This window comes from Picosynechococcus sp. PCC 11901, assembly GCF_005577135.1.
Taxonomy (GTDB): Bacteria; Cyanobacteriota; Cyanobacteriia; order Cyanobacteriales; family MRBY01; genus MRBY01.
This window is the reverse complement of the sequence record NZ_CP040360.1, coordinates 1,452,502-1,470,920: the sequence shown is the minus strand read 5'-3', so window position 1 is coordinate 1,470,920 and position 18,419 is coordinate 1,452,502. Positions and strand designations below refer to the sequence as shown.

The 18,419-nt window shown below is 48.6% G+C and carries 19 protein-coding genes and 1 tRNA gene; 7 read left to right on the top strand and 13 right to left on the bottom strand.

Translation table 11 applies throughout. From position 1 onward, the window contains the following. Positions 1–55: 55 nt before the first annotated feature. A complete protein-coding gene (locus FEK30_RS08120) occupies positions 56–235 on the bottom strand; it encodes a DUF8622 domain-containing protein (protein WP_065716088.1) in 180 nt (59 codons plus the stop codon). 45 nt (positions 236–280) lie between these two features. Further along, on the bottom strand, positions 281–949 hold the full coding sequence (locus tag FEK30_RS08115) for a class I SAM-dependent methyltransferase (protein ID WP_138072814.1): 669 nt from the start codon (positions 947–949) through the stop codon (positions 281–283). A gap of 97 nt (positions 950–1,046) precedes the next feature. On the opposite strand from FEK30_RS08115, the gene FEK30_RS08110 reads away from it, so the two are divergent. Then, positions 1,047–1,541, top strand: coding sequence for a hypothetical protein (locus tag FEK30_RS08110; RefSeq protein ID WP_138072812.1), 495 nt, complete (start codon positions 1,047–1,049; stop codon positions 1,539–1,541). A gap of 21 nt (positions 1,542–1,562) precedes the next feature. Here FEK30_RS08110 and FEK30_RS08105 read toward each other — a convergent pair whose 3' ends face one another. The 4 genes from FEK30_RS08105 to FEK30_RS08090 form a co-directional block, all read right to left on the bottom strand. Then, the gene (locus FEK30_RS08105) at positions 1,563–1,988 is read right to left on the bottom strand and encodes a ferredoxin (protein WP_138072810.1); all 426 of its coding nucleotides are present in this window, start codon (positions 1,986–1,988) and stop codon (positions 1,563–1,565) included. 3 nt (positions 1,989–1,991) lie between these two features. Next, on the bottom strand, positions 1,992–2,375 hold the full coding sequence (locus FEK30_RS08100; protein WP_012306430.1) for a DUF1257 domain-containing protein: 384 nt from the start codon (positions 2,373–2,375) through the stop codon (positions 1,992–1,994). A gap of 40 nt (positions 2,376–2,415) precedes the next feature. Further along, positions 2,416–2,628 (bottom strand): DUF2997 domain-containing protein, encoded by a 213-nt coding sequence (locus tag FEK30_RS08095; protein WP_012306429.1) that lies wholly within the window; start codon positions 2,626–2,628, stop codon positions 2,416–2,418. 233 nt (positions 2,629–2,861) lie between these two features. Then, entirely contained in the window at positions 2,862–3,656 is a 795-nt protein-coding gene (locus FEK30_RS08090) for a Crp/Fnr family transcriptional regulator (protein ID WP_030006012.1), read from the bottom strand. 352 nt (positions 3,657–4,008) lie between these two features. On the opposite strand from FEK30_RS08090, the gene FEK30_RS08085 reads away from it, so the two are divergent. The 4 genes from FEK30_RS08085 to FEK30_RS08070 all read left to right on the top strand — a co-directional run bounded on the left by FEK30_RS08085 (position 4,009) and on the right by FEK30_RS08070 (position 8,739). Next, entirely contained in the window at positions 4,009–5,835 is a 1,827-nt protein-coding gene (locus tag FEK30_RS08085; RefSeq protein ID WP_012306422.1) for an SLC13 family permease, read from the top strand. A gap of 102 nt (positions 5,836–5,937) precedes the next feature. After that, positions 5,938–6,501 (top strand): peroxiredoxin, encoded by a 564-nt coding sequence (locus FEK30_RS08080; protein ID WP_012306421.1) that lies wholly within the window; start codon positions 5,938–5,940, stop codon positions 6,499–6,501. Between the two features lie 118 nt (positions 6,502–6,619). Beyond that, positions 6,620–7,609, top strand: a complete 990-nt coding sequence (locus tag FEK30_RS08075; protein WP_138072806.1) for an NAD(P)/FAD-dependent oxidoreductase — start codon at positions 6,620–6,622, stop codon at positions 7,607–7,609. Between the two features lie 149 nt (positions 7,610–7,758). Continuing rightward, positions 7,759–8,739 carry a GntR family transcriptional regulator gene (locus tag FEK30_RS08070; RefSeq protein ID WP_168191135.1) on the top strand — a complete coding sequence of 327 codons (981 nt, stop codon included), beginning with the start codon at positions 7,759–7,761 and terminating at the stop codon, positions 8,737–8,739. Positions 8,740–8,908: 169 nt separating this feature from the next. Here FEK30_RS08070 and FEK30_RS08065 read toward each other — a convergent pair whose 3' ends face one another. The 5 genes from FEK30_RS08065 to lipA form a co-directional block, all read right to left on the bottom strand. Continuing rightward, positions 8,909–9,856: a hypothetical protein gene (locus FEK30_RS08065; protein WP_138072802.1), complete on the bottom strand. Its 948-nt coding sequence runs from the start codon at positions 9,854–9,856 to the stop codon at positions 8,909–8,911. A 98-nt stretch (positions 9,857–9,954) separates the two neighbouring features. Further along, on the bottom strand, positions 9,955–10,791 hold the full coding sequence (gene mazG / locus FEK30_RS08060; protein ID WP_138072800.1) for a nucleoside triphosphate pyrophosphohydrolase: 837 nt from the start codon (positions 10,789–10,791) through the stop codon (positions 9,955–9,957). 102 nt (positions 10,792–10,893) lie between these two features. Beyond that, positions 10,894–12,975, bottom strand: a complete 2,082-nt coding sequence (gene rne / locus FEK30_RS08055; RefSeq protein WP_138072798.1) for a ribonuclease E — start codon at positions 12,973–12,975, stop codon at positions 10,894–10,896. A 356-nt stretch (positions 12,976–13,331) separates the two neighbouring features. After that, the gene (locus FEK30_RS08050; protein ID WP_315862704.1) at positions 13,332–14,495 is read right to left on the bottom strand and encodes a cysteine desulfurase family protein; all 1,164 of its coding nucleotides are present in this window, start codon (positions 14,493–14,495) and stop codon (positions 13,332–13,334) included. Continuing rightward, complete coding sequence (lipA, locus tag FEK30_RS08045) at positions 14,492–15,382, bottom strand: lipoyl synthase (protein ID WP_138072794.1); 891 nt, start codon at positions 15,380–15,382, stop codon at positions 14,492–14,494. Before lipA ends, FEK30_RS08050 begins: the two co-directional genes overlap by 4 nt. 93 nt (positions 15,383–15,475) lie before the next feature. Between lipA and FEK30_RS08040 the strand changes: the two genes are divergently transcribed. Further along, positions 15,476–15,549 (top strand) — tRNA-Pro (locus tag FEK30_RS08040). A 57-nt stretch (positions 15,550–15,606) separates the two neighbouring features. On the opposite strand, the gene FEK30_RS08035 is transcribed toward FEK30_RS08040, so the two are convergent. Then, positions 15,607–16,116, bottom strand: coding sequence for a pentapeptide repeat-containing protein (locus tag FEK30_RS08035; RefSeq protein WP_138072792.1), 510 nt, complete (start codon positions 16,114–16,116; stop codon positions 15,607–15,609). Positions 16,117–16,362: 246 nt separating this feature from the next. Between FEK30_RS08035 and FEK30_RS08030 the strand changes: the two genes are divergently transcribed. Next, entirely contained in the window at positions 16,363–17,988 is a 1,626-nt protein-coding gene (locus tag FEK30_RS08030; RefSeq protein WP_138072790.1) for an iron uptake porin, read from the top strand. An 83-nt stretch (positions 17,989–18,071) separates the two neighbouring features. On the opposite strand, the gene FEK30_RS08025 is transcribed toward FEK30_RS08030, so the two are convergent. Continuing rightward, on the bottom strand, positions 18,072–18,389 hold the full coding sequence (locus tag FEK30_RS08025; RefSeq protein WP_012306410.1) for a DUF3082 domain-containing protein: 318 nt from the start codon (positions 18,387–18,389) through the stop codon (positions 18,072–18,074). Positions 18,390–18,419 lie beyond the last annotated feature (30 nt).

Here is an 18,419-nt window from a genome sequence, read left to right as displayed (position 1 = left end):
GCATTCATTATCCCATTGTGCTGGGAGGATCGAAAATTCCCGACCGCGAAAAGGTTTATTTACGTTTCTTCGCCTTCCAGGTGCCGCCGTAGCGATAGTTAGGATTATTGGTTGCTAACTCGCGCCGACAATCAGGGCAAACTAACACCCACTGCTCACTCGCATCATATTGAATTCGGTAACGAACTGCCGCAATGGTTTGGCAATAATCACAGTTTTTCTCTCGAATACGCATGACTTCAGAACTGAGGCTAAAAAATTTATTCCTTGTTGCATGGCGTTAAGGCTGGGGAAAAATCAGCGTCCAATGACGTTCTGAAGATTGATAAACTTGGGCCTTGGTTAAGCCCGCTTCAGTGGCGATCGCCTCAATTTCAGGCACCGTAAACGCCGCATGGAGCGAATCCCAGAATAATTGACGTTGACGCGCATCAAAACCTGGCCCCTCGGCAGCAGCAACGATCTGGTCAATGGTGGCGGTGCTATCGGGACGAAACAAATCCCGCACGATAATGTTTCCCTGGGGTTTGAGGAGACGGCCCATTTCCTGAAAACAGGGCAACGGATCAGGTAAATGGTGAATCAGGCTATTAGAAATAATCACATCAAAGCTTTGGTCGGGCCAGGGCAAATTTTTCGCATCGGCATAAACCAACTCGATTTGTGCTGTTAAACCTGCGGCCACAACGTTTTTTTGTCCCAGGGCGAGCATCGACTGCGCTAAATCGGTGCCTTTAATCTGCCATTGGGGGCGCTGTTGCCCTAACAAAATCGGAATTTGTGCTGTCCCTGTGCCCAAATCTAAAACGAAAGCGGTTTCTTGGGGGTAAGTTGTAACCACGAGATCCGCAAAATCTTGATTCACCGCCCGAAAGTCCATCGCATCGTAGGCGATCGCCTCGGCGGGATCGTCCATCACTTCCGGTTCTAAAATTCTTGTTAGCGCCATCTTTCGTTTATTCCTGAAAAAATATCTCCGAATTGATTCTGATTGTCTAATGTTCTAAAAAATTCGCTACACTGCCGATATTGAGTGTTCGTCTGTAATGTCCTTGCTCTCGCCCTTTCGTCTGATTTCTCTCATCGGTTGCACCAGTCTTTTGAGCCTTGGCGCTTGCCAAAGGATTGACCCGGCCCTCTACGACTGTCAAAAACTTTTGGCGCAAATCCAAAGCACTGTCACGGAAGCCCAGACCCTTGTCCAGAACGAACCAACGGCAGAAGCTCCGCAAACTTTTAATTTTGAGCGTTGGCTCCAGGCGGCCGATGCCCTAAAAATGGGGGCCGAGGCGATCGCCCAACTGCGTTTACGGGATAGCCAGATGAAAACCTACCAAACGCAAATTAGCGACATTTATCAACGTCAGGCCGAAGCCACCTATGCCATGGTAAAAGCGCGCCAGGACAAAGACCTAGAAGCGGCCCAAACTGCCCAGTCCCTGAGCCAGACCGCAGGCACCGAAGAACAAACCATCGGCCAAGCCCTTAATGATTATTGCCAAGCCAAATATCAAGCTGTCACCGCTACAGAAGACCCATAAGCCAAGCAAAATTTAAAATGCTTAGGGTTTCCGGGAGGGTTTAGGTTTGCGGGCGATCGCCTGACCTGCCCCATCCTGGGGACAACCGAGGGGCCGAATCACCTGGTTTTTCCTGGCTGCTTCCTTAGCCTTTAGTTCCGTGTAATCTAGCCAATGGATGCAGTCTACCGGACAGGTATCAATCGCCTCTTGGACAACTTCCTCAGCATCTCCATCCTGGCGATAGGCCCGGGCCCGACCATGTTCTTCTTCGATATAAAAAGTGTTGGGAGCCGTGTGGGCGCAATGTTTGCAGCCGATACAGGTGGTTTCATCCACATACACCCCTTTTTGGCGCAGCAGGCCACCTAGTTCCGGTTCAAACCCAGACCGTTCCGTGTCATTTCTTAAAAAGCCCCCCAACTCCGGCTCAAAACCAGACCGCTGGGGGGAATTTTCAAAAGTCATACATTAGCTCCAGCGCTGGACGACGAGGCGAATCGAGCCATCTTCGTTTTTCTGCTGTTCACTGACTTGAAAGCCTTGTTTGTTGGTTTCGTTGAGGATCGTGTGGTAGGCATAGCCCTGGGTGAGACGTTGGAGGAAGCCATCAACGGTTAGGGGTTGCTGCCAATATTGCAAATCCGCGACGAGTTCATATTCATGGCCATTCCAGCTAAAGCCGATGTCGTAGTCATTGTTCTGTTGGATGACAACTTCAGCGGTGCGGCGATCGCCTTTATAACCCCGCACAGCACTGGGGCCTTCTTTCCACTCAATGTCCATGTCCTTGAGGGCAGACTTGAGGGAAGTCAAATTACGGATTTTGGTTTTGATATTGCTGAAATGAGACATAGGATTTAACGGGGCTATTTATAGAGGTTTGCAGAAAAAATCACCAATTGCTTTGGACGGGGTTCGTCGTCGTTGCAGTTTGGCTTACCGGTTGGGCAAAATATTCCGAGGTTTGTTCTTGGGAGAGAACAACGCCCAGTTGCTCTTCGATCGCAGCGGTCACTTCTTGGCATGAAGACCCGACAATGCCTGTGACCTTTTCTTGGACACGGCCATCAGGGTAAATGATGAATTCTAATGTCTCCATGTTCATGGGTGCGCTTCCTCATTGGCATGGTGGGAAAGTTGACCGATTTGGCGGGGGACAATATACAGAATTTTGCCCTTAACTTTCCAGCACATTTGTGTTTACAGCAGTTTAACAAATCTCGACAATGGGAGGGTAGCTTGCCGCCGCAAATCGTAAGATTCCTTTCATTTTCAGGTGGCTAAATAGATGATTTTCAATGGTGGTTAGGCGATCGCCCCAATGGTTGACTCCCTTGCCTAGCGCAATGGCCACCAAGCCACCTTATCGCGGGTCGCACTATAGACTTCCTTGAGGCCTTCTGGATTCAACACATGGATCAGATCCCCTTGTCCCTCAGCGGATTTTTCTGTCTTAATCAGTTCCACCTTCGTCATCCCCTTCAACACCTGTTCCACAGTGCGGTGGTTGAGTTGGCAGGCATGGGCAATGATATCTACGGGGAGATCAAAGCTAAAAACGCCATCACGCTGGGGTTGATTGGCCAGCGATCGCTCTTGGTAAATCAAAGCCCGCAGCAGGGAAGCGACGGCCTGGGGTGGGTAGGTACTACAGTTCAGCAGATGGTACTGGAATTTTTCTCGCAACTCGAAACTCAAGTTATAGCGATCGCGAAAATCAGCACTCTGGTCATAGATCCGTTGTACCGTTGCTACCGGAATTTTCAGCACATCGGTAGTTTTGTAGGCTTCCACCAAACTGGGAAAACTCCGACTCACCTGCCCAAACCCAACGGGAAGATTGCGCATCCCAAAACAACTGCCCATGTAGGTAATCGCTAAGATGCGGTCGAGGGGCGTACTCCGCACAATCACTGGCCCCCCCGCCAGTAACACGTAGAGAAATTCCAAATTGTGGTTCGGGCGAAAAGCTGTATAGATCGGCCGACTGGAATAGAGTTTCTCGGTGATCAGTTCCGCTGGATCAAGCCAATTTTGCAGTGCATCTGGATCCATTCCCCGAAAGAAAAAATTGTTTTCGGTCAACTCAGTGATGATTTCTGGCACTTTGGGAGCTTGGACAGGCTTGGCCATGGGGTTTTGTTGGATCTTGGTTCGGTCTTGGGACGGGTCTTTGGTCATTTTAACGGAGGATTGTCGCCCAATGTCTTCCAAACCAAGACATGAATTCTAAATGAATTGAAATACATCTTAAATTTTATTTGAAATTATTTTTCGTTGGGATATACTTCAAGGTTACTTAATCTTTTTTTCTTAGTGCCCCTGTCCTATGGCAAAACAACCTCCCTGGTGGCCGCGAATTTTGCAACGTCAGTGGCGATCGCCCCGAACTTGGAACGCGATTCTGCCCTTTAATGTCATAAAAACGACTAAATTCTTTTCAACGGCGCCCATGCTAGGCGTTCTATGTGCTGGAGGATTTTCGATGGCAATGTTTGCGCAGTTGCCTTCTTTGGGGGAGGCGGCTTTCTTCGGTTTGGGTTGGCAAGGTTGGTTGACCCTCGGTCTGACCCTGGTGGCCTTTCTTTTAAATGCCCTGACGCCTCTCCCTGCCGAGGTGATTTTTCTTGGTGCCTTGGGAGCCTTGCTGCTGACGGGGGTGCTTGATACGAGTACTACCCTCGCCGGGTTTAGTAACGAAGGTTTGGCGACCATTGCGGTGCTTTATCTCGTGGTGACTGGCTTGCAACAAACCGGCTCTCTCAGTTGGATTTCCCAGCGGGTTTTAGGACTGCCGAAAGGAGAGTCTGCGGCCTTGATGCGGTTGATGGTGCCCGTGATGGGCCTGAGTGCTTTTCTAAACAACACCCCTGTGGTGGCGATGTTTATCCCGGTAGTGAACGAGTGGTGCCGCAAGCTGCGCATTAGCCCCTCAAAATTAATGTTGCCCCTAAGCTATTCCGCTTCCTTTGGGGGCGTCTGTACTTTAATTGGTACCAGTACAAACCTGGTGGTCAATGGCCTCTTGATTGCGGAAACAGACCATGCCGGTCTCGGCCTCTTTGATATTGCCTTGGTGGGATTACCCTGTGCGATCGCCGGTGTGACCTTTCTAATGCTGAGTCACAGTTGGCTACTACCAGAGCGCAAACCAGCCATTAGTGACCAAGACGATCTGCGGCAATACACCGTGGAAATGGTTGTCCACGAAAACAGTCCCCTCATTGGCAAAAGTATTGAAGAAGCTGGGCTACGAAATTTGCCAAACCTGTACCTGATTGAAGTGGTGCGGGATTCCTTGGTGTTGCCAGCAGTCAGCCCGCGCGAAGTTTTGCAGGAAAAGGATCAGTTAGTTTTTGTCGGGGCAGTGGATTCGATCCTCGACCTCAATCGACTCCGGGGGTTACAGCCAGCCACGGATCAAGTTTTTAAATTAGATACTCCCCGCTCTGAACGTTGCCTAATTGAGGCGGTTGTTTCCAATACCTGTCCGCTAATCCGACAAACGATCCGGGAAGGAAAGTTTCGCAGTCGCTATAATGCCGTCGTTTTAGCCGTGGCCCGGAATGGGGAACGTCTCAAGGGAAAAATCGGGGAAATGCGCCTGTTGGCAGGGGATACCTTATTACTCGAAACCCATCCCACCTTTTTGGAGCAGCAACGGGGTTCCCGGGACTTCTATTTAGTCAGTGAAATTCCTGATTCGGAGCCGATGCGCCATGACCGTGCTCCCCTCGCCCTGGGAATTCTGCTGGTGATGGTGGTTTGTGTGGTGTTCGGTTGGCTCTCGATGTTAAAGGCGGCAACCCTAGCGGCGATCGCCATGATTGTTTTCGGTTGCTGTTCCCCCAGTCGTTCCCTCAAAAGTATTGAATGGTCTGTGTTGCTCGTCATTGGGGCCGCCTTTGGTTTGGGGAAAGCCTTAGAAACGACCGGGGCTGCTGGGGCGATCGCCGCCAATCTTCTGCAACTGGCCGGAGACAATCCCTGGCCCACCCTGGTTGTTGTCTACGGAATTACAACCCTCCTCACAGAATTAATTACCAACAATGCCGCAGCGGCGTTAATGTTCCCCATTTCAGTATCTTTAGCCAATACCCTCGGTGTGGATGTGATGCCTTTTGTGATTGCGATCATGATCGGCGCTTCGGCGAGTTTTTCGACTCCCATCGGCTACCAAACTAATTTGATGGTCTACGGGCCAGGGGGCTACAAATTCACCGATTATTTTCGGGTCGGGATTCCGTTAAATCTCCTGTTTTGGGCCGTGTCCTGTGTTCTGATTCCCTTCGCCTTTCCCTTTTACCCCTAAAAGAATCTTGACTTATTCCTAAATAAGAATTATTCTGGCTTATTAAGAAAGGTTGAGACCTTTCCTAAAATTTTCTGTTATCACACTATCCAAGAGGTCCACATGGCTAGAGTACCTGACGTTGTCTTCAAAACCCGCGTCCGCGATGAATCCGTAGAAGGCCCCAACCCCTACCGTTGGGAAGACAAAACCACCGCTGACATTTTCGGTGGCAAGAAAGTTGTTCTTTTCTCCCTGCCTGGTGCTTTCACGCCCACCTGTTCCTCCAACCACTTACCCCGTTACGAAGAGCTTTATAGCGAATTCCAGGCCCAGGGCGTTGATGAAATCATCTGTCTGTCTGTAAACGATGCTTTCGTAATGTTCAAGTGGGGTAAGGAAATCGGTGCTGACAAAGTCTTCCTCCTTCCCGATGGTAACGGTGAATTTACCCGCAAAATGGGGATGCTCGTTGAGAAGTCTAACCTCGGTTTTGGGATGCGTTCTTGGCGCTACTCCATGCTCGTCGAAGATGGCGAAATCAAGAAAATGTTTGTAGAGCCTGACTTCTCTGATAACTGCCCCACCGATCCTTTTGAAGTATCTGATGCAGATACCATGCTGGCTTACATCAAGGGCGAATCTGCTCCTGGTGTTTCTGAACCCCGCAAAGAATTTGTTGGCTAAGTTTCTATCACTGACGCTCACCAAATAATTTTTTTAGACTAAGGCAAGGGGGGCGGCGATCGCCTTCTTTGCTTTTTTTATTTCTCGTACCACCGCCAAACCATTGGGGGACCCTGCCATGAAGCTTTCTAGTAAAAACCTCGAAACCCGTTTAGATACCGTCTATGATGCCATTATTGTGGGGGGCGGGATGGGAGGACTATCCGCTGCAATCTACCTTGCCCGCTACGGTCTTAAGTGCCTCATCGTTGAAAAAGGCAGGGGCCGCTCCTTCTGGATGCAAGATCTCCGCAACTACGTTGGCTTAGATCCTGAAACCCCCGGACGAGATATTATTCTCCAGAGCACTAAGCAGGCCATTGATTGGGGCGCCGATCACCTGCGGGGTTACGTCGAAGAAGTCACCGATGAAGGTGAAACCCTCGCTGTCAAAGTAAAAGTTGGCAAAAAAAATAGTACTTATCCTGTTTTTCGCAGTAAATATGTAGTCGCCGCCTCTGGCATCATCGACAATCTCCCCGAAACCGATGATATGCAAAACGTCTATGACTATGCTGGCTATACTCTTCATGTCTGTATGATCTGCGATGGCTTCGATATGTGGGATCAAAAGGCGGTCGTCATTGCGGGCACCGAAGGACAGATCAACGCGGCTTTTGTCTTAAATTGGTTCACCCCCTACATCTCCGTGCTGACCCATGGCCTCGTGGAAGTGAGCGATGAAATGAAAGAAAAGCTCGCTGAACACGGCTATCCCCTCTACGAACAAAAAATTGTGAAGTTCCACGGCGAAAAGCACAAGATGAGCGGCGTTGAACTAGAGGATGGCACCATTGTCGAAGCCACTACGGGTTTGGTAAATATGGGTTCGACCTACTACAACGAATACTTGAAAGGGATTGATGGTTTGGAGTGGGATGGCGAAAATCTCGTGACCAATGATATGTGTCAAACAAGCCATGAACGAATCTTTGCCCTTGGTGATCTCAAAAAAGGTCTTAACCAAGTATCTGTGGCGGTGGCAGATGGCACTTTGGCGGCAACGCAGATTTGGCGCAATACTCGTCGAGCGGCTCCCCCCCGCAAATGGGAAGAGAATATTGTCTAGGCTTAAAGTAAGCACGTTTCGGCTGTTTGGCCACTTAATGTCGCAGAATTGAGATTCCCTCCATAATGAAAATTTTTTGATAACCCAGGGCGATCGCCTTGGGTTTTTTGGCTTTGATAATAGAAGCAATGATCTCTGCGAGGGTCCCCATGGCGTTTTCTTTTCATATTCAGTCCGATAGTGAAATTCCCGCGTCCCAACAGCTTCTGGATCAATTACAATTTGCGATCGCCTCCCATCAGTTTGCTAGCGATCAACGGCTGCCAAGTCTGCGACAATTGGAGATGATTACCGGACTTCACCGCAACACCATCAGTAAGATCTACCGAGAACTCGAAGCCCTCGGCCTCGTAAAGTTAGTCCCAGGCTCAGGGGTTTACGTCCAAGATCAGCGCCAGTCCCCAGCGACACCACCCCAGGCCATCAAGGAACCGTCACCTCAACTCCAGACCATTTTTGATGACGCGATTCACCAACTGTTAGAGGCGGGGTATAGTTTGCCCCAAATTCGACAACTGTTCATTAAGGCGATTGATTGGCGTTTTGCCTGTGCTGCCCAGGTGATTATCACTGTCCCTCAACGGGAATTGGGGGCTGGCCAGTGGATTTTGCAAGAAATTAGTCAGGCGATCACCATTCCCCTCCAACTAGTTCCCCTAGAAGCACTGGCTGAACGCTTAGAACGGATCACTGCAGCAACCCTTGTCACTACTCCCTATTTTGTCCAAGCCGTGGCGGCGATCGCCCCTCCGAATATCCAAATTATTCCGGTCACACTCCATGACTACGGCCCCGAACTCGCCCAAATCAAGGCATTACCCCCGAACCATCATCTTGGTTTAGTGAGCTTTAGTCCCGGGATACTTCATGCAGCCTCTACAATTATCCAAAGCCTTAAAGGTAGTGATATTAATTTGATTGTGAGCACTCCTGAGGATTCACCACGGTTGTGCTACTTAATTCAGCGTAGCGAGACCATTTTATGTGACAGTCTTAGCTATAAAATTATCAAAAAGCAATTAGAAAAACTTTATCCCAGATTGATTCATCAACCCCAGATTATTCTCTGTAAAAACTATATTAGTAAAACTTCCCTAAGGTTACTCAAACAGACCTTTGAAACGGATTGAATTTGGAAGGAATATTTTATAGAAAAATACAATCGAGTTAATCCCTTAAAACTCAACGAGCAGCGCACTTTCTATCGTTACTTATTACATTTAAAATATGTAAGCCTTAATGGAACAAAAATCCTGACTTCATGCCTGAATAATCCAATTAGAAGTCATACACGCTAGATCACAAATGTTTTTTGTACTTTTTATAAATTTCAAAAGCCGGTATAGGATTTTTGAAGTCCGGAGGGAGCTTGTACTCATAGGGACTGAATTTGCTCTGAGTAAATTTAATCTTTTTGTAAATCCTCTGCCAATCCTTTAGATATTTGAGTAGATCCTCAAATTCTTTTGCTTCCTTTTGATATCTATTTTTTAAGCCAATATACTGCAATATTCGAGCATAAGAGGCAATATTTCGATGCTCTTTTGGAACGCTTAAAAGACCATTGAGCTTTTTAAAAACCTCAATATTTTCCTGGACAACGAACTCAATCTGCTGAATAGATTGAACTTCAGATTTTTTGAATGTTCTCGCTAAATCATAAATTGTACGCAGGATACCATATAATTCAGTGGTATCACTGATTGTCCTAAATGTTCTTAAAAGATCAAAACCGAGAGGGTACTGAGAAACGGTATCGATTGCATCTAGATAGTCTGTTAAAACAAGACGTCCATGGTCAGTCTTAATTTTGCCTGTGAGAGGTCGGATTTTACCATCAATTACCTTTAAGGCTTTTTCGTTATCTTCTTTATTTAGGGTCTCTGTAATAAATCGATAGATTGTTTTTTGCATGGGGCTGCGAAAACGAACCTCAGTATCAGAAATTAAAAGATAACTCTCTGTCGCATCAAAACATACTTCTAAGAGTTCAATGATTTTTGCAAGACCTTCATAGTTACCAAGGTTACGGTCAACTGATAATTTGATCTGAGTATATTGAATGAACTCTTCATTATTAAATTTATCTAAATCTATACGATAGAGATGCCAGGCTTTCGATCTGATCTCCCTAAGATCTCGGTGATAAGCACGAAGAATATTATCTGGGATTTTTTTGGGAAATAAAAAATGGAGAATTTTTTTCCAGAAGACTCTAATCTTTTGTTTCAAAGGACTAATATACATATTAAAAGCATATTTCTAAGTATAGAGAAGCATCAAAGACTTCTTGTCGGTAGAACAAGTTTTATTGGTCAAAAAATGCTGAATATATTAGATAATACTTATTTTTGAAATAAATTCTTCTCACTGAGAACAGTTTTAGCTTTTTGCCATAAGGTTTCGAGCTCAGCGAGGGAGTAATCTGTCAGGGACTTATCTGCAAACTTTTCCATCAGAGAAATGCGTTGCACCATGCGGTCGTTGGTGCCGTGAAGCGCCGCATTGGGATCGAGGTCATACCACCGGGCTAAATTGACAATGGTGAATAGCAGATCTCCGAGTTCAGCCTGTTGATGGGCTTTGTCCTCGGTTTGAAGCGCCTCGTGAAATTCTTGGAGTTCCTCCTCAAATTTTGCCCACACTTCTTCGATGTTTTCCCATTCAAAGCCGGCCGCTGATGCTTTTTCTGACATTTTCAGGCTCGCCAGCAATGGAGGGAGGGTGCTGTTATAGCGGTCTAATTTCCGACTGAGCTGGGGCAAGTTCTGTGGAGATTCACCTTTTTCTTTGGCCTTAATGGTCTCCCAATTTTGACGAACTTCAGCGACGGTGCTGGCATTGGTTTCGCCAAATACATGGGGGTGACGTCGAATCAATTTTTCGCTAATGCCTTCGGCGACTTCCTGGAGGCTGAAGTGACCGTATTCTTGAGCAATTTGGGCTTGCAATACCACCTGAAGCAGTAAGTCCCCTAATTCTTCGGCGATCGCCTGTTGGTCATCCTGACGGAGGGCATGGACAACTTCATAGGCTTCTTCGATCACATAGGGAATTAACGTTTGGGGGGTCTGTTCTAAATCCCAGGGACAACCGCCATCGGGCGATCGCAATTGGGCGACAACCTCAATTAAATGTTGTAGAGCCGTGAGGATTGCGTCGGTCGTTTGTTTCGGTGCCATAGCTTTTTAAGGGGGAATTTTGGGGTCAGAGTGAGGGCGCGAAAACACCCCCAAAAGAAAAAAGCAGTGTTGCCACTGCCTTAGGTTAACGGTAATTGGGTTTTAACTACTGGCGGAAGAACGGCGACGGCGACGGCGGCGGCCATTGGTCTTTTCTTCAGCGTCTTTTTCTGCTGCTTCCGGTTCCGCCTGGGGTGAAACTTTTGTTTCTACGGGTTGAGCAGTTTGGGGAGCTGTGTCGTCTGCTTCGGGGGCGGCCTCTCCAGTTTCAGGGGTCTCAATCTTGAGTTGTTGCGGCTCTAAATTTTCGACTGGTGTTACTTTTTCCGAAGTGGCATCGGTTTCTTTGGCGCTTCCCGGTCGCACAATTTCGATAATCGTTGAGCGGGGGTCTTTTTTCCCAGCAGCGTCTAAACGCACCAGGGGTGATACCCCAATCAGGGCATAGACATTTTTTTCCTGCTCCGTCATTTCCACCTGGACGGTTTCTTTGGGCTCGTCACGGCGGTAACGACTCCGTTCGCGACGGTCATAGCGGGAAGACGTATTGCTGTTGTCTTGGGACGAAGACGTTTTTGTTTCTTTTTTTTCTTTTGTTGGCGTCTCAGCAGAGGGGCGATCGCCACCATTATCTTGGGTCTCTTTTTCGTCCCGGAGCACCGGCTTACTCGAAACCTCCGGCGATCGCCGGCGACGACGACGATTATTATTATTGCTGCTTTGTTCCTGATAATCGGGATGATGCACCAGATTTAACGGCTCTGCCGCAGGTGTATTCCCTGCATTAATCAGCTTGCTCCGAGCAACCCGTGATGTAATCCGTCGTCCGTGGCTGGTGGTGCCGCGCCGTCCCCCAGACAGTACAGGCCGACTTTCTCCCGGTGTCCGCGCCCCGCCCTGGAGCGAGAGAGAAGACAGAATATTGAGCTGGAGTGGTACAGGTTCCTCTTCACCGGGTAAATGTACCAAGTGACCGAGGCCATTACAGTGGGCGCAGGGCTTACCGAACAGTTCATAAATATTTTGACCCTGCCGTTTGCGAGTCAGTTCTACCAAACCCAATTCAGACAACTGGGCGATCTGGGGCCGGGCCTTATCTGCCTTGAGAATACTTGTAAAATGCTCCAGCAACTTCAACTGATCATGGCGAGAATCCATGTCGATGAAATCCACCACGATTACCCCACCAATGTTGCGTAACCGCAGTTGCCGCGCAATTTCTGTGGCCGCCTCATAGTTCGTCCAGAGCACCGTTTCCCGTGCGGTGGCGGATTTAGTAAAAGAACCAGAGTTTACATCAATAACAGTTAAAGCTTCGGTGGGTTCAATGATGATGTAACCCCCAGAAGGCAACTCAACCCTGGGCTTGAGGGCTTCACGAATGGCCGCATTCACCCGGAAATAGTCCAGAATCGATTGCTTTTCGCGGTGATGATCAATTAACAAACCGTCGGGCGCTTTCCCCCCTTCCCAGTTCATGAGCTGGCTTTTCACCCGTTTCATGCCGCTGGCAGAATCCACCACGATGCGGTTCACTTCATCGCTGTACATGTCCCGCAGCACCCGCTGAATAAAGTCGTCATCGCGGTTGATCAGGGTCGGAGGACGGCCGTAGTTTGCCTGCTGCTGGATCGCTTCCCACTGTTTTTGGAGCAGTTCTAAATCTTCGATGATCGCTTCTTCGTCGGTACCTTCAGCCTCAGTCCGCACCAAAAGTCCCATGCCGGGGGGTTTCATCAGCACGGCGAGGGCCCGCAGACGGTTACGTTCGCTATCACTACTAATGCGGCGGGAAAGGTTAACTCCTTTGCTGTAGGGCATCAGGACGACGTAGCGACCGGGGAGGGTAATATTGCCTGTGAGCCGTGGCCCTTTGTTCCCCGTGGGTTCTTTCATCACCTGAACCAGGGCTTTTTGTTGGGGTTCGAGGAGTTCGGTGATTGAGCTGGAATTTTTTCTGAGTCGAATGGGGCCGAGATCGCTGACGTGGATGAAACCGTTTTTTTCGGTGTCACCGATGTTGACAAAGGCCGCGTCAATGCCAGGAATGACGTTTTCGACGATACCGAGATAGATGTCACCGACCTGTTGGGCACCGGTGGATACGACAATTTCTTGGATTTGGTCTTCCCAAAAAACGGCAGCAATCTGATGCTGCTCTGCAATAATAATTTGCTTAGGCATTCAAATTCCTCGATTTTTTTCGCTTAATGCTGAAAAAACTGTTCTATGCAAGTTCTGTTGTCTGAAATAAATGCTTTGAAACTAGGCTGGATATTTCTTGTTTCGTGCAGACTTCACCGCAGACATGAGTCTATGTATGGCTGGGTGAGATGAAATGGTAGGCGATCGCCGGATCTTGTGTCGTTGAGGAAAAGGTTAGGATTACCGCAACAACAAACAAAGACCGGAGCAAATTCTTTCTTCACACGCTGTGTAAAGGGAGAAGACGGTTACGGCTAAATACAGGAAGGTTTAGCGGCATATTTGCAATCGCCTCAGATCCCATTCTAAAGCCAAGTGTTCACTTTGGATCACTTTCATGGGGTCTTGGTGGGCATTTTTCGGAGGCTGTGGAGGGTGTGCTGTAGGGTGTGGGCGACGTGATCGATATCGGTAGCGGTGGTGAAACGGCCTAAACCAAAGCGCAGGGAGGCGCGACAAAGGGCTGGCGATCGCCCCAGGGCCGTGAGGACATGGGAGGGTTTACCGGAACTACAGGCGGAACCAGCGGAAAGGGCGACGGTATTGCGCAGTGCCAAAAGGAGGGCGGTGCCGTCAATATTTTCGATACTGATGTTGAGGTTATGGGGGAGCCGTTGGTCGAGGTCGCCGTTGAGATAAATGCCTTCTAGGGGTTGGAGTTGCTGCCAGAGGCGATCGCGTAATAGTTTAAGCCTGGTATTTTCTTCGTCCATCTGGGCCAGACCGATTGTGATGGCCTTACCAAAGCCAACAATTTGCGGCGTGTAGAGAGTGCCCGATCGCCGTCCCCGTTCTTGGCCACCGCCGTGGAGTTGGGGCGCAAGATTGACACGGGGATTTTTTCGGCGCACATACAACGCACCGATTCCCTTGGGGCCATAGACTTTGTGGGCTGTCAGGGACAGCAGGTCAATGTTTTGGGTTTGGACATTTAGGGGGATTTTGGCGATCGCCTGGGCCGCATCACAGTGAAATAAAATTCCCCGGTTATGACAAAGGTCGCCAATCTCGGCGACAGGTTGGAGTACGCCAATCTCGTTATTGGCCGCCATTACCGAGACCAGCACCGTATCTTGACGGAGTGCTTTTTCCAACAAGGATAAATCCAATAAGCCATTGGCTTGCACGGGCAGATAAGTTACCTCAAACCCCAAAGTTTCTAAATAGGCACAGGGGTCAAGCACCGCTCGATGTTCCGTTTGCACCGTAACAATATGCCTGCCCTTGTCAAAATAAGCCTCAGCTACCCCTTTAATCGCTAGATTATTTGCCTCCGTTGCCCCGCTAGTAAACACAATTTCCTCTGGCTCTGCCCCAATGCTGCTGGCGATTATTTCTCTGGATTGTTCTACCGCTGCCGCTGCTTCCCACCCATAAACATGGCCAGCACTCGCAGGATTGCCAAACTGCTCCGTAAAGTAGGGCAACATCGCTTCTAGTACCTGCGGATCAACGGGAGTTGTCGCATGGTTATCGAGATAAATGGGGCGCTTCATCACATAACAACGACAGGTTTAGATCTAGGGTGAGTCTCCATTAAATGTCGCACCTGTTCGGCATGGTAGGAACTGCGGGTGAGGGGGCTAGATACTACTTGCAAAAAGCCGAGGGATTCACCATATTCGCGCCAAGCGTCAAATTGTGCTGGGGTAATAAAATCTTGCACCCCTAAATGCTTTTGGGTGGGCTGGAGGTATTGACCAATGGTGAGAATGTCACAGTCTACGGCTCGCAGATCACGCATTACTTCACGCACTTCGGCATCGGTTTCTCCAAGGCCAACCATAATCCCCGATTTGGTGTAAACCCAGGGGGTTAGCTCGCGGGTGCGCTGGAGTAACTCCAGGGAACGTTGATAATCCCCTTGGGGACGCGTTTTTTTATAAAGACGGGGGACGGTCTCGGTGTTGTGGTTCAACACTTCGGGGGCCGCATCAAGGATCGTTTTGAGGGCGTCCCAATTACCGCAGAGGTCAGGAATCAAGACTTCAATGGTGGTTTTGGGTGACAGTTCGCGGGTGCGTTCGATACATTTTACAAATTGGCTTGCGCCACCATCGGGGAGATCGTCACGGTTGACGGAAGTGATCACGACATGATTGAGATTCAGACGGCGGACGGCTTCGGCAAGATTGTCGGGTTCTGTGGGATCTAAACCCCGGGGCACTTTGTCAAAGTCAATGTCGCAGTAGGGGCAAGCACGGGTGCAGGCTGGCCCCATAATCAAAAAGGTGGCGGTGCCTGCATTGAAACATTCGCCAATGTTGGGACAGGAGGCTTCTTCGCAGACGGTGTTGAGGCTGAGGTCCCGTAAAATTTCTTTGACGCTGCCAACCCGTTGCCATTGGGGGGCCTTTACTCTGAGCCAATCTGGTTTTACCGCCACGGCGATCGCTCCTTACTTTTTGAGAATTTTGGACTTAACGGACAAGTTTTTATCGTAGCAAGGTTTACCTGTGTTAGTATAGGTTCTGTTTTTCGGGATGTAGCGCAGCTTGGTAGCGCACCTCGTTCGGGACGAGGGGGTCGTAGGTTCAAATCCTATCATCCCGATTTTTTGAAAAATCGCGACCAAAGATCTCCTGGATATTTTGCTAATTCCCAGGGGGACTAATTTTTACAGTTGAGACTGTAGCGGGTGTCGGTGCCGGTAATAGTATTGGTGCCGCTGGCTCGTTTGCAGAGTTCAGACAGTTGATAGCGGTCGAGGAGCGCACCAGAAAAATCAGCCCCGTCGATAATCGCTTCGGCAAAGTTTGTCCCCGGTGCAACGGCATCAACAAAAATGGCGTTGGTGAGGTTTGCCCCTTCCATGTTGACTTGATCCATAAAGGCTTCGGAAAGGTTGGCTTCGGTGAGATTGGCCTCCATAAATTTGCCTTCGGTGAGGATGGCTCGGCTTAGGTCACTGCCAGTAAAGTCACTCCCCCGCACATCGGCCCGGGCAAAGCTCGCTGCCTGGAGATTTTCGTGGGCAAAGTCATGGTTCGGCAGTTCGGAATAGGTGTAGTTCAGTTTACTGGCGGCGATCGCCTCTGGGGTCACCAAAATTATCACGGCGATCGCCAACAGAAAAATCATTCCCACACGTCGAACAAATTGCGCGGCTACAGAAACCATAATTTCACTAACCTCAAAAAATATTTTTCTTTTTCTAGGATACAAGCCTTCCCCAAGGGGGTTACATCCAGAACTTCCATGTAGTACCCGCTAAATTTGCATCACCGCCACAATTTCGTAGGAAATACTACAAAACTTCCACCATAAGTCATGGCAAAACTAAGCCATTCATTTTTTAACCCCGACTTCAACTTTGATTAACCTTGCCAAAATCAAAGCTTCGGGTGTGAGGACAAACACCAAACTATGACTTCTTTGAAAACTGTATCCTTAGCTGCAACCGCTTTTGTGACGATGACCGGCCAGGCGATCGCCGCAGATAATCAAGCATTGCTCGAACAAATTAATCAGTACAGTGCGAACAGTTCTACCGCTCAAGTCAATAGCATTTTCCAGCTCAGTGATGTGTCCCCTTCGGACTGGGCCTTTGATGCGCTGCGAAATTTAGTCGAAAACTACAACTGTATTGTTGGCTATCCCGATGGTACCTATCGTGGCAACCGTCCCCTCAGTCGTTATGAATTTGCTGCTGGTTTAAATGCCTGTTTACAGCAAATTGAGCGGCTGATTACCAGTGGCAGTTCTGAAGTTACGGCAGAAGATCTCGCTGCGCTACGTCGCCTCGTGAATGAATTTGAAGCAGAACTCGCAACCCTCGGTGCCCGCGTTGATGACCTCGAAGGCCGCGTTGAATTCCTCGAAGATCATCAGTTCTCAACGACGACCAAGCTAGTGGGGGAAGTTTCTTTTAATGTTTCTGATGCTTTTGGCGATGGCGTCAATGATGCCCAAACCGTTTTTCAAGACAAAGTTCGCTTAATGCTGGTCACCAGCTTTACTGGCAAAGATCGGCTCTATACACGTTTAAGTGCCGGAAATTCTGGCCCTTCATTTACAGGACAATACGATACTTTAGGGTCTCCTTCTACTCCCAGAACTGCAGAAGGACGTTTTTCCTATGATGGTGAGCGTGACAACGACGTCACAATCGATCGACTGCACTATGCCTTTCCAGTTGGTGATAGCACAACTGTCACGGCGATGGCGATTCTCGGTGCTCACCACTTCTATGCAGATACCTTCAATACAGGTCTAGAAGCTGGTGGTGGTTCAAATGGTGCCCTCTCTCGTTTCGGTGAGCGCAACCCAATTTATCGCCTGGGGATTGGTACTTCCACTACCGGGATTGGGATTAAACATGACTTTAATGATGTCTTCCAGCTTTCGGCGGGATATCTCGCAACAAATGGCAGTGATCCGAGCGAAGGAGAAGGACTATTTAACGGCACCTACTCCGCAATGGCGCAATTGGCAATCAAGCCCAGCGACAAGTTTAAATTTGGGGTGAACTATGTTCGCGGCTATGCCACTGACAGAAGTGATTTTGCCTATGGTGGTACTGGAACTGGCTGGGCTAACAATCTTAATATTAACGATCCTGAAATGATGCCTGGTCTCAATAATATTAAAAATATTGAAACTAATTCGTTTGGTGGCCAGGTTCAATGGGATGTTACCGATAAAATCAGCCTCCGGGGTTGGGTCGGCTATACCGATGCCAAGTTCGATGAAGGTGAAGCGGATATCTGGACTTGGGCTGGTATTTTGGCATTGCCTGACCTTGGTAAGCCTGGCAATATGGGGGCAATCATCGTTGGCTCAGAACCCTATGCAACTAATCTAGAGGTCAATAATGGCACACCCCAAGGCTTTACCGATGATATGCCTTTGCACATTGAAGGGCTTTATAAGTATCAGTTGAGCAAGAATATTTCCATTACCCCTGGTGTGATTTGGTTGATTAACCCAAATCAAAATGAGGATAACGAAGACATCATTATTGGCACGATTCGGACAACCTTCTCGTTCTAGAGGAGCTGGCAGCAAGTGAAGCTGTTTAACTGAAAATGCTGAAAAATAATGACCTGACCCTGGAAGCAATTCTAGGGGTTTTTTTATGAATCACCAGGGGAAGTTGTTTGCTTACCGCTTAAGAGAGACTGGAGACCCAAAATAAATAGACCTACAGCAATGAGGCCAAATACCCCGGTCGCCATGGTAAATAAGCCCATAATGAGGGTGCGTACTGTAATCCCAATTTGGATGGCAAGGCCATTCCCCGTAGGTGGTTTACTAGCAAAGCCCGCAATGACTTTATTGGTTAAAAGGTAGGCTGCAAAGGACATGGAACCAGCAACGGCAGTACCGTACCAACACCGCAAAGGACTGGGTAAGGTTTCGTCTGGTTTTAGGTCGGGGGTTTCTTCGCTCATCGTCTCGATTTGTTAAATAGTAGAAACTAC

Excerpts from the sequence above, each read along its gene's own strand:
- FEK30_RS08110 (WP_138072812.1), top strand. The coding sequence starts at position 1,047 with ATGTCCTTGCTCTCGCCCTTTCGTCTGATTTCTCTCATCGGTTGCACC.
- FEK30_RS08120 (WP_065716088.1), bottom strand. The coding sequence starts at position 235 with ATGCGTATTCGAGAGAAAAACTGTGATTATTGCCAAACCATTGCGGCA.
- FEK30_RS08100 (WP_012306430.1), bottom strand. The coding sequence starts at position 2,375 with ATGTCTCATTTCAGCAATATCAAAACCAAAATCCGTAATTTGACTTCC.
- FEK30_RS08075 (WP_138072806.1), top strand. The coding sequence starts at position 6,620 with ATGAAGCTTTCTAGTAAAAACCTCGAAACCCGTTTAGATACCGTCTAT.
- FEK30_RS08080 (WP_012306421.1), top strand. The coding sequence starts at position 5,938 with ATGGCTAGAGTACCTGACGTTGTCTTCAAAACCCGCGTCCGCGATGAA.
- FEK30_RS08105 (WP_138072810.1), bottom strand. The coding sequence starts at position 1,988 with ATGACTTTTGAAAATTCCCCCCAGCGGTCTGGTTTTGAGCCGGAGTTG.
- FEK30_RS08085 (WP_012306422.1), top strand. The coding sequence starts at position 4,009 with ATGGCAATGTTTGCGCAGTTGCCTTCTTTGGGGGAGGCGGCTTTCTTC.
- FEK30_RS08030 (WP_138072790.1), top strand. The coding sequence starts at position 16,363 with ATGACTTCTTTGAAAACTGTATCCTTAGCTGCAACCGCTTTTGTGACG.
- rne (WP_138072798.1), bottom strand. The coding sequence starts at position 12,975 with ATGCCTAAGCAAATTATTATTGCAGAGCAGCATCAGATTGCTGCCGTT.
- FEK30_RS08025 (WP_012306410.1), bottom strand. The coding sequence starts at position 18,389 with ATGAGCGAAGAAACCCCCGACCTAAAACCAGACGAAACCTTACCCAGT.
- FEK30_RS08070 (WP_168191135.1), top strand. The coding sequence starts at position 7,759 with ATGGCGTTTTCTTTTCATATTCAGTCCGATAGTGAAATTCCCGCGTCC.
- FEK30_RS08065 (WP_138072802.1), bottom strand. The coding sequence starts at position 9,856 with ATGTATATTAGTCCTTTGAAACAAAAGATTAGAGTCTTCTGGAAAAAA.
- FEK30_RS08090 (WP_030006012.1), bottom strand. The coding sequence starts at position 3,656 with ATGGCCAAGCCTGTCCAAGCTCCCAAAGTGCCAGAAATCATCACTGAG.
- FEK30_RS08115 (WP_138072814.1), bottom strand. The coding sequence starts at position 949 with ATGGCGCTAACAAGAATTTTAGAACCGGAAGTGATGGACGATCCCGCC.
- FEK30_RS08035 (WP_138072792.1), bottom strand. The coding sequence starts at position 16,116 with ATGGTTTCTGTAGCCGCGCAATTTGTTCGACGTGTGGGAATGATTTTT.
- mazG (WP_138072800.1), bottom strand. The coding sequence starts at position 10,791 with ATGGCACCGAAACAAACGACCGACGCAATCCTCACGGCTCTACAACAT.
- FEK30_RS08095 (WP_012306429.1), bottom strand. The coding sequence starts at position 2,628 with ATGAACATGGAGACATTAGAATTCATCATTTACCCTGATGGCCGTGTC.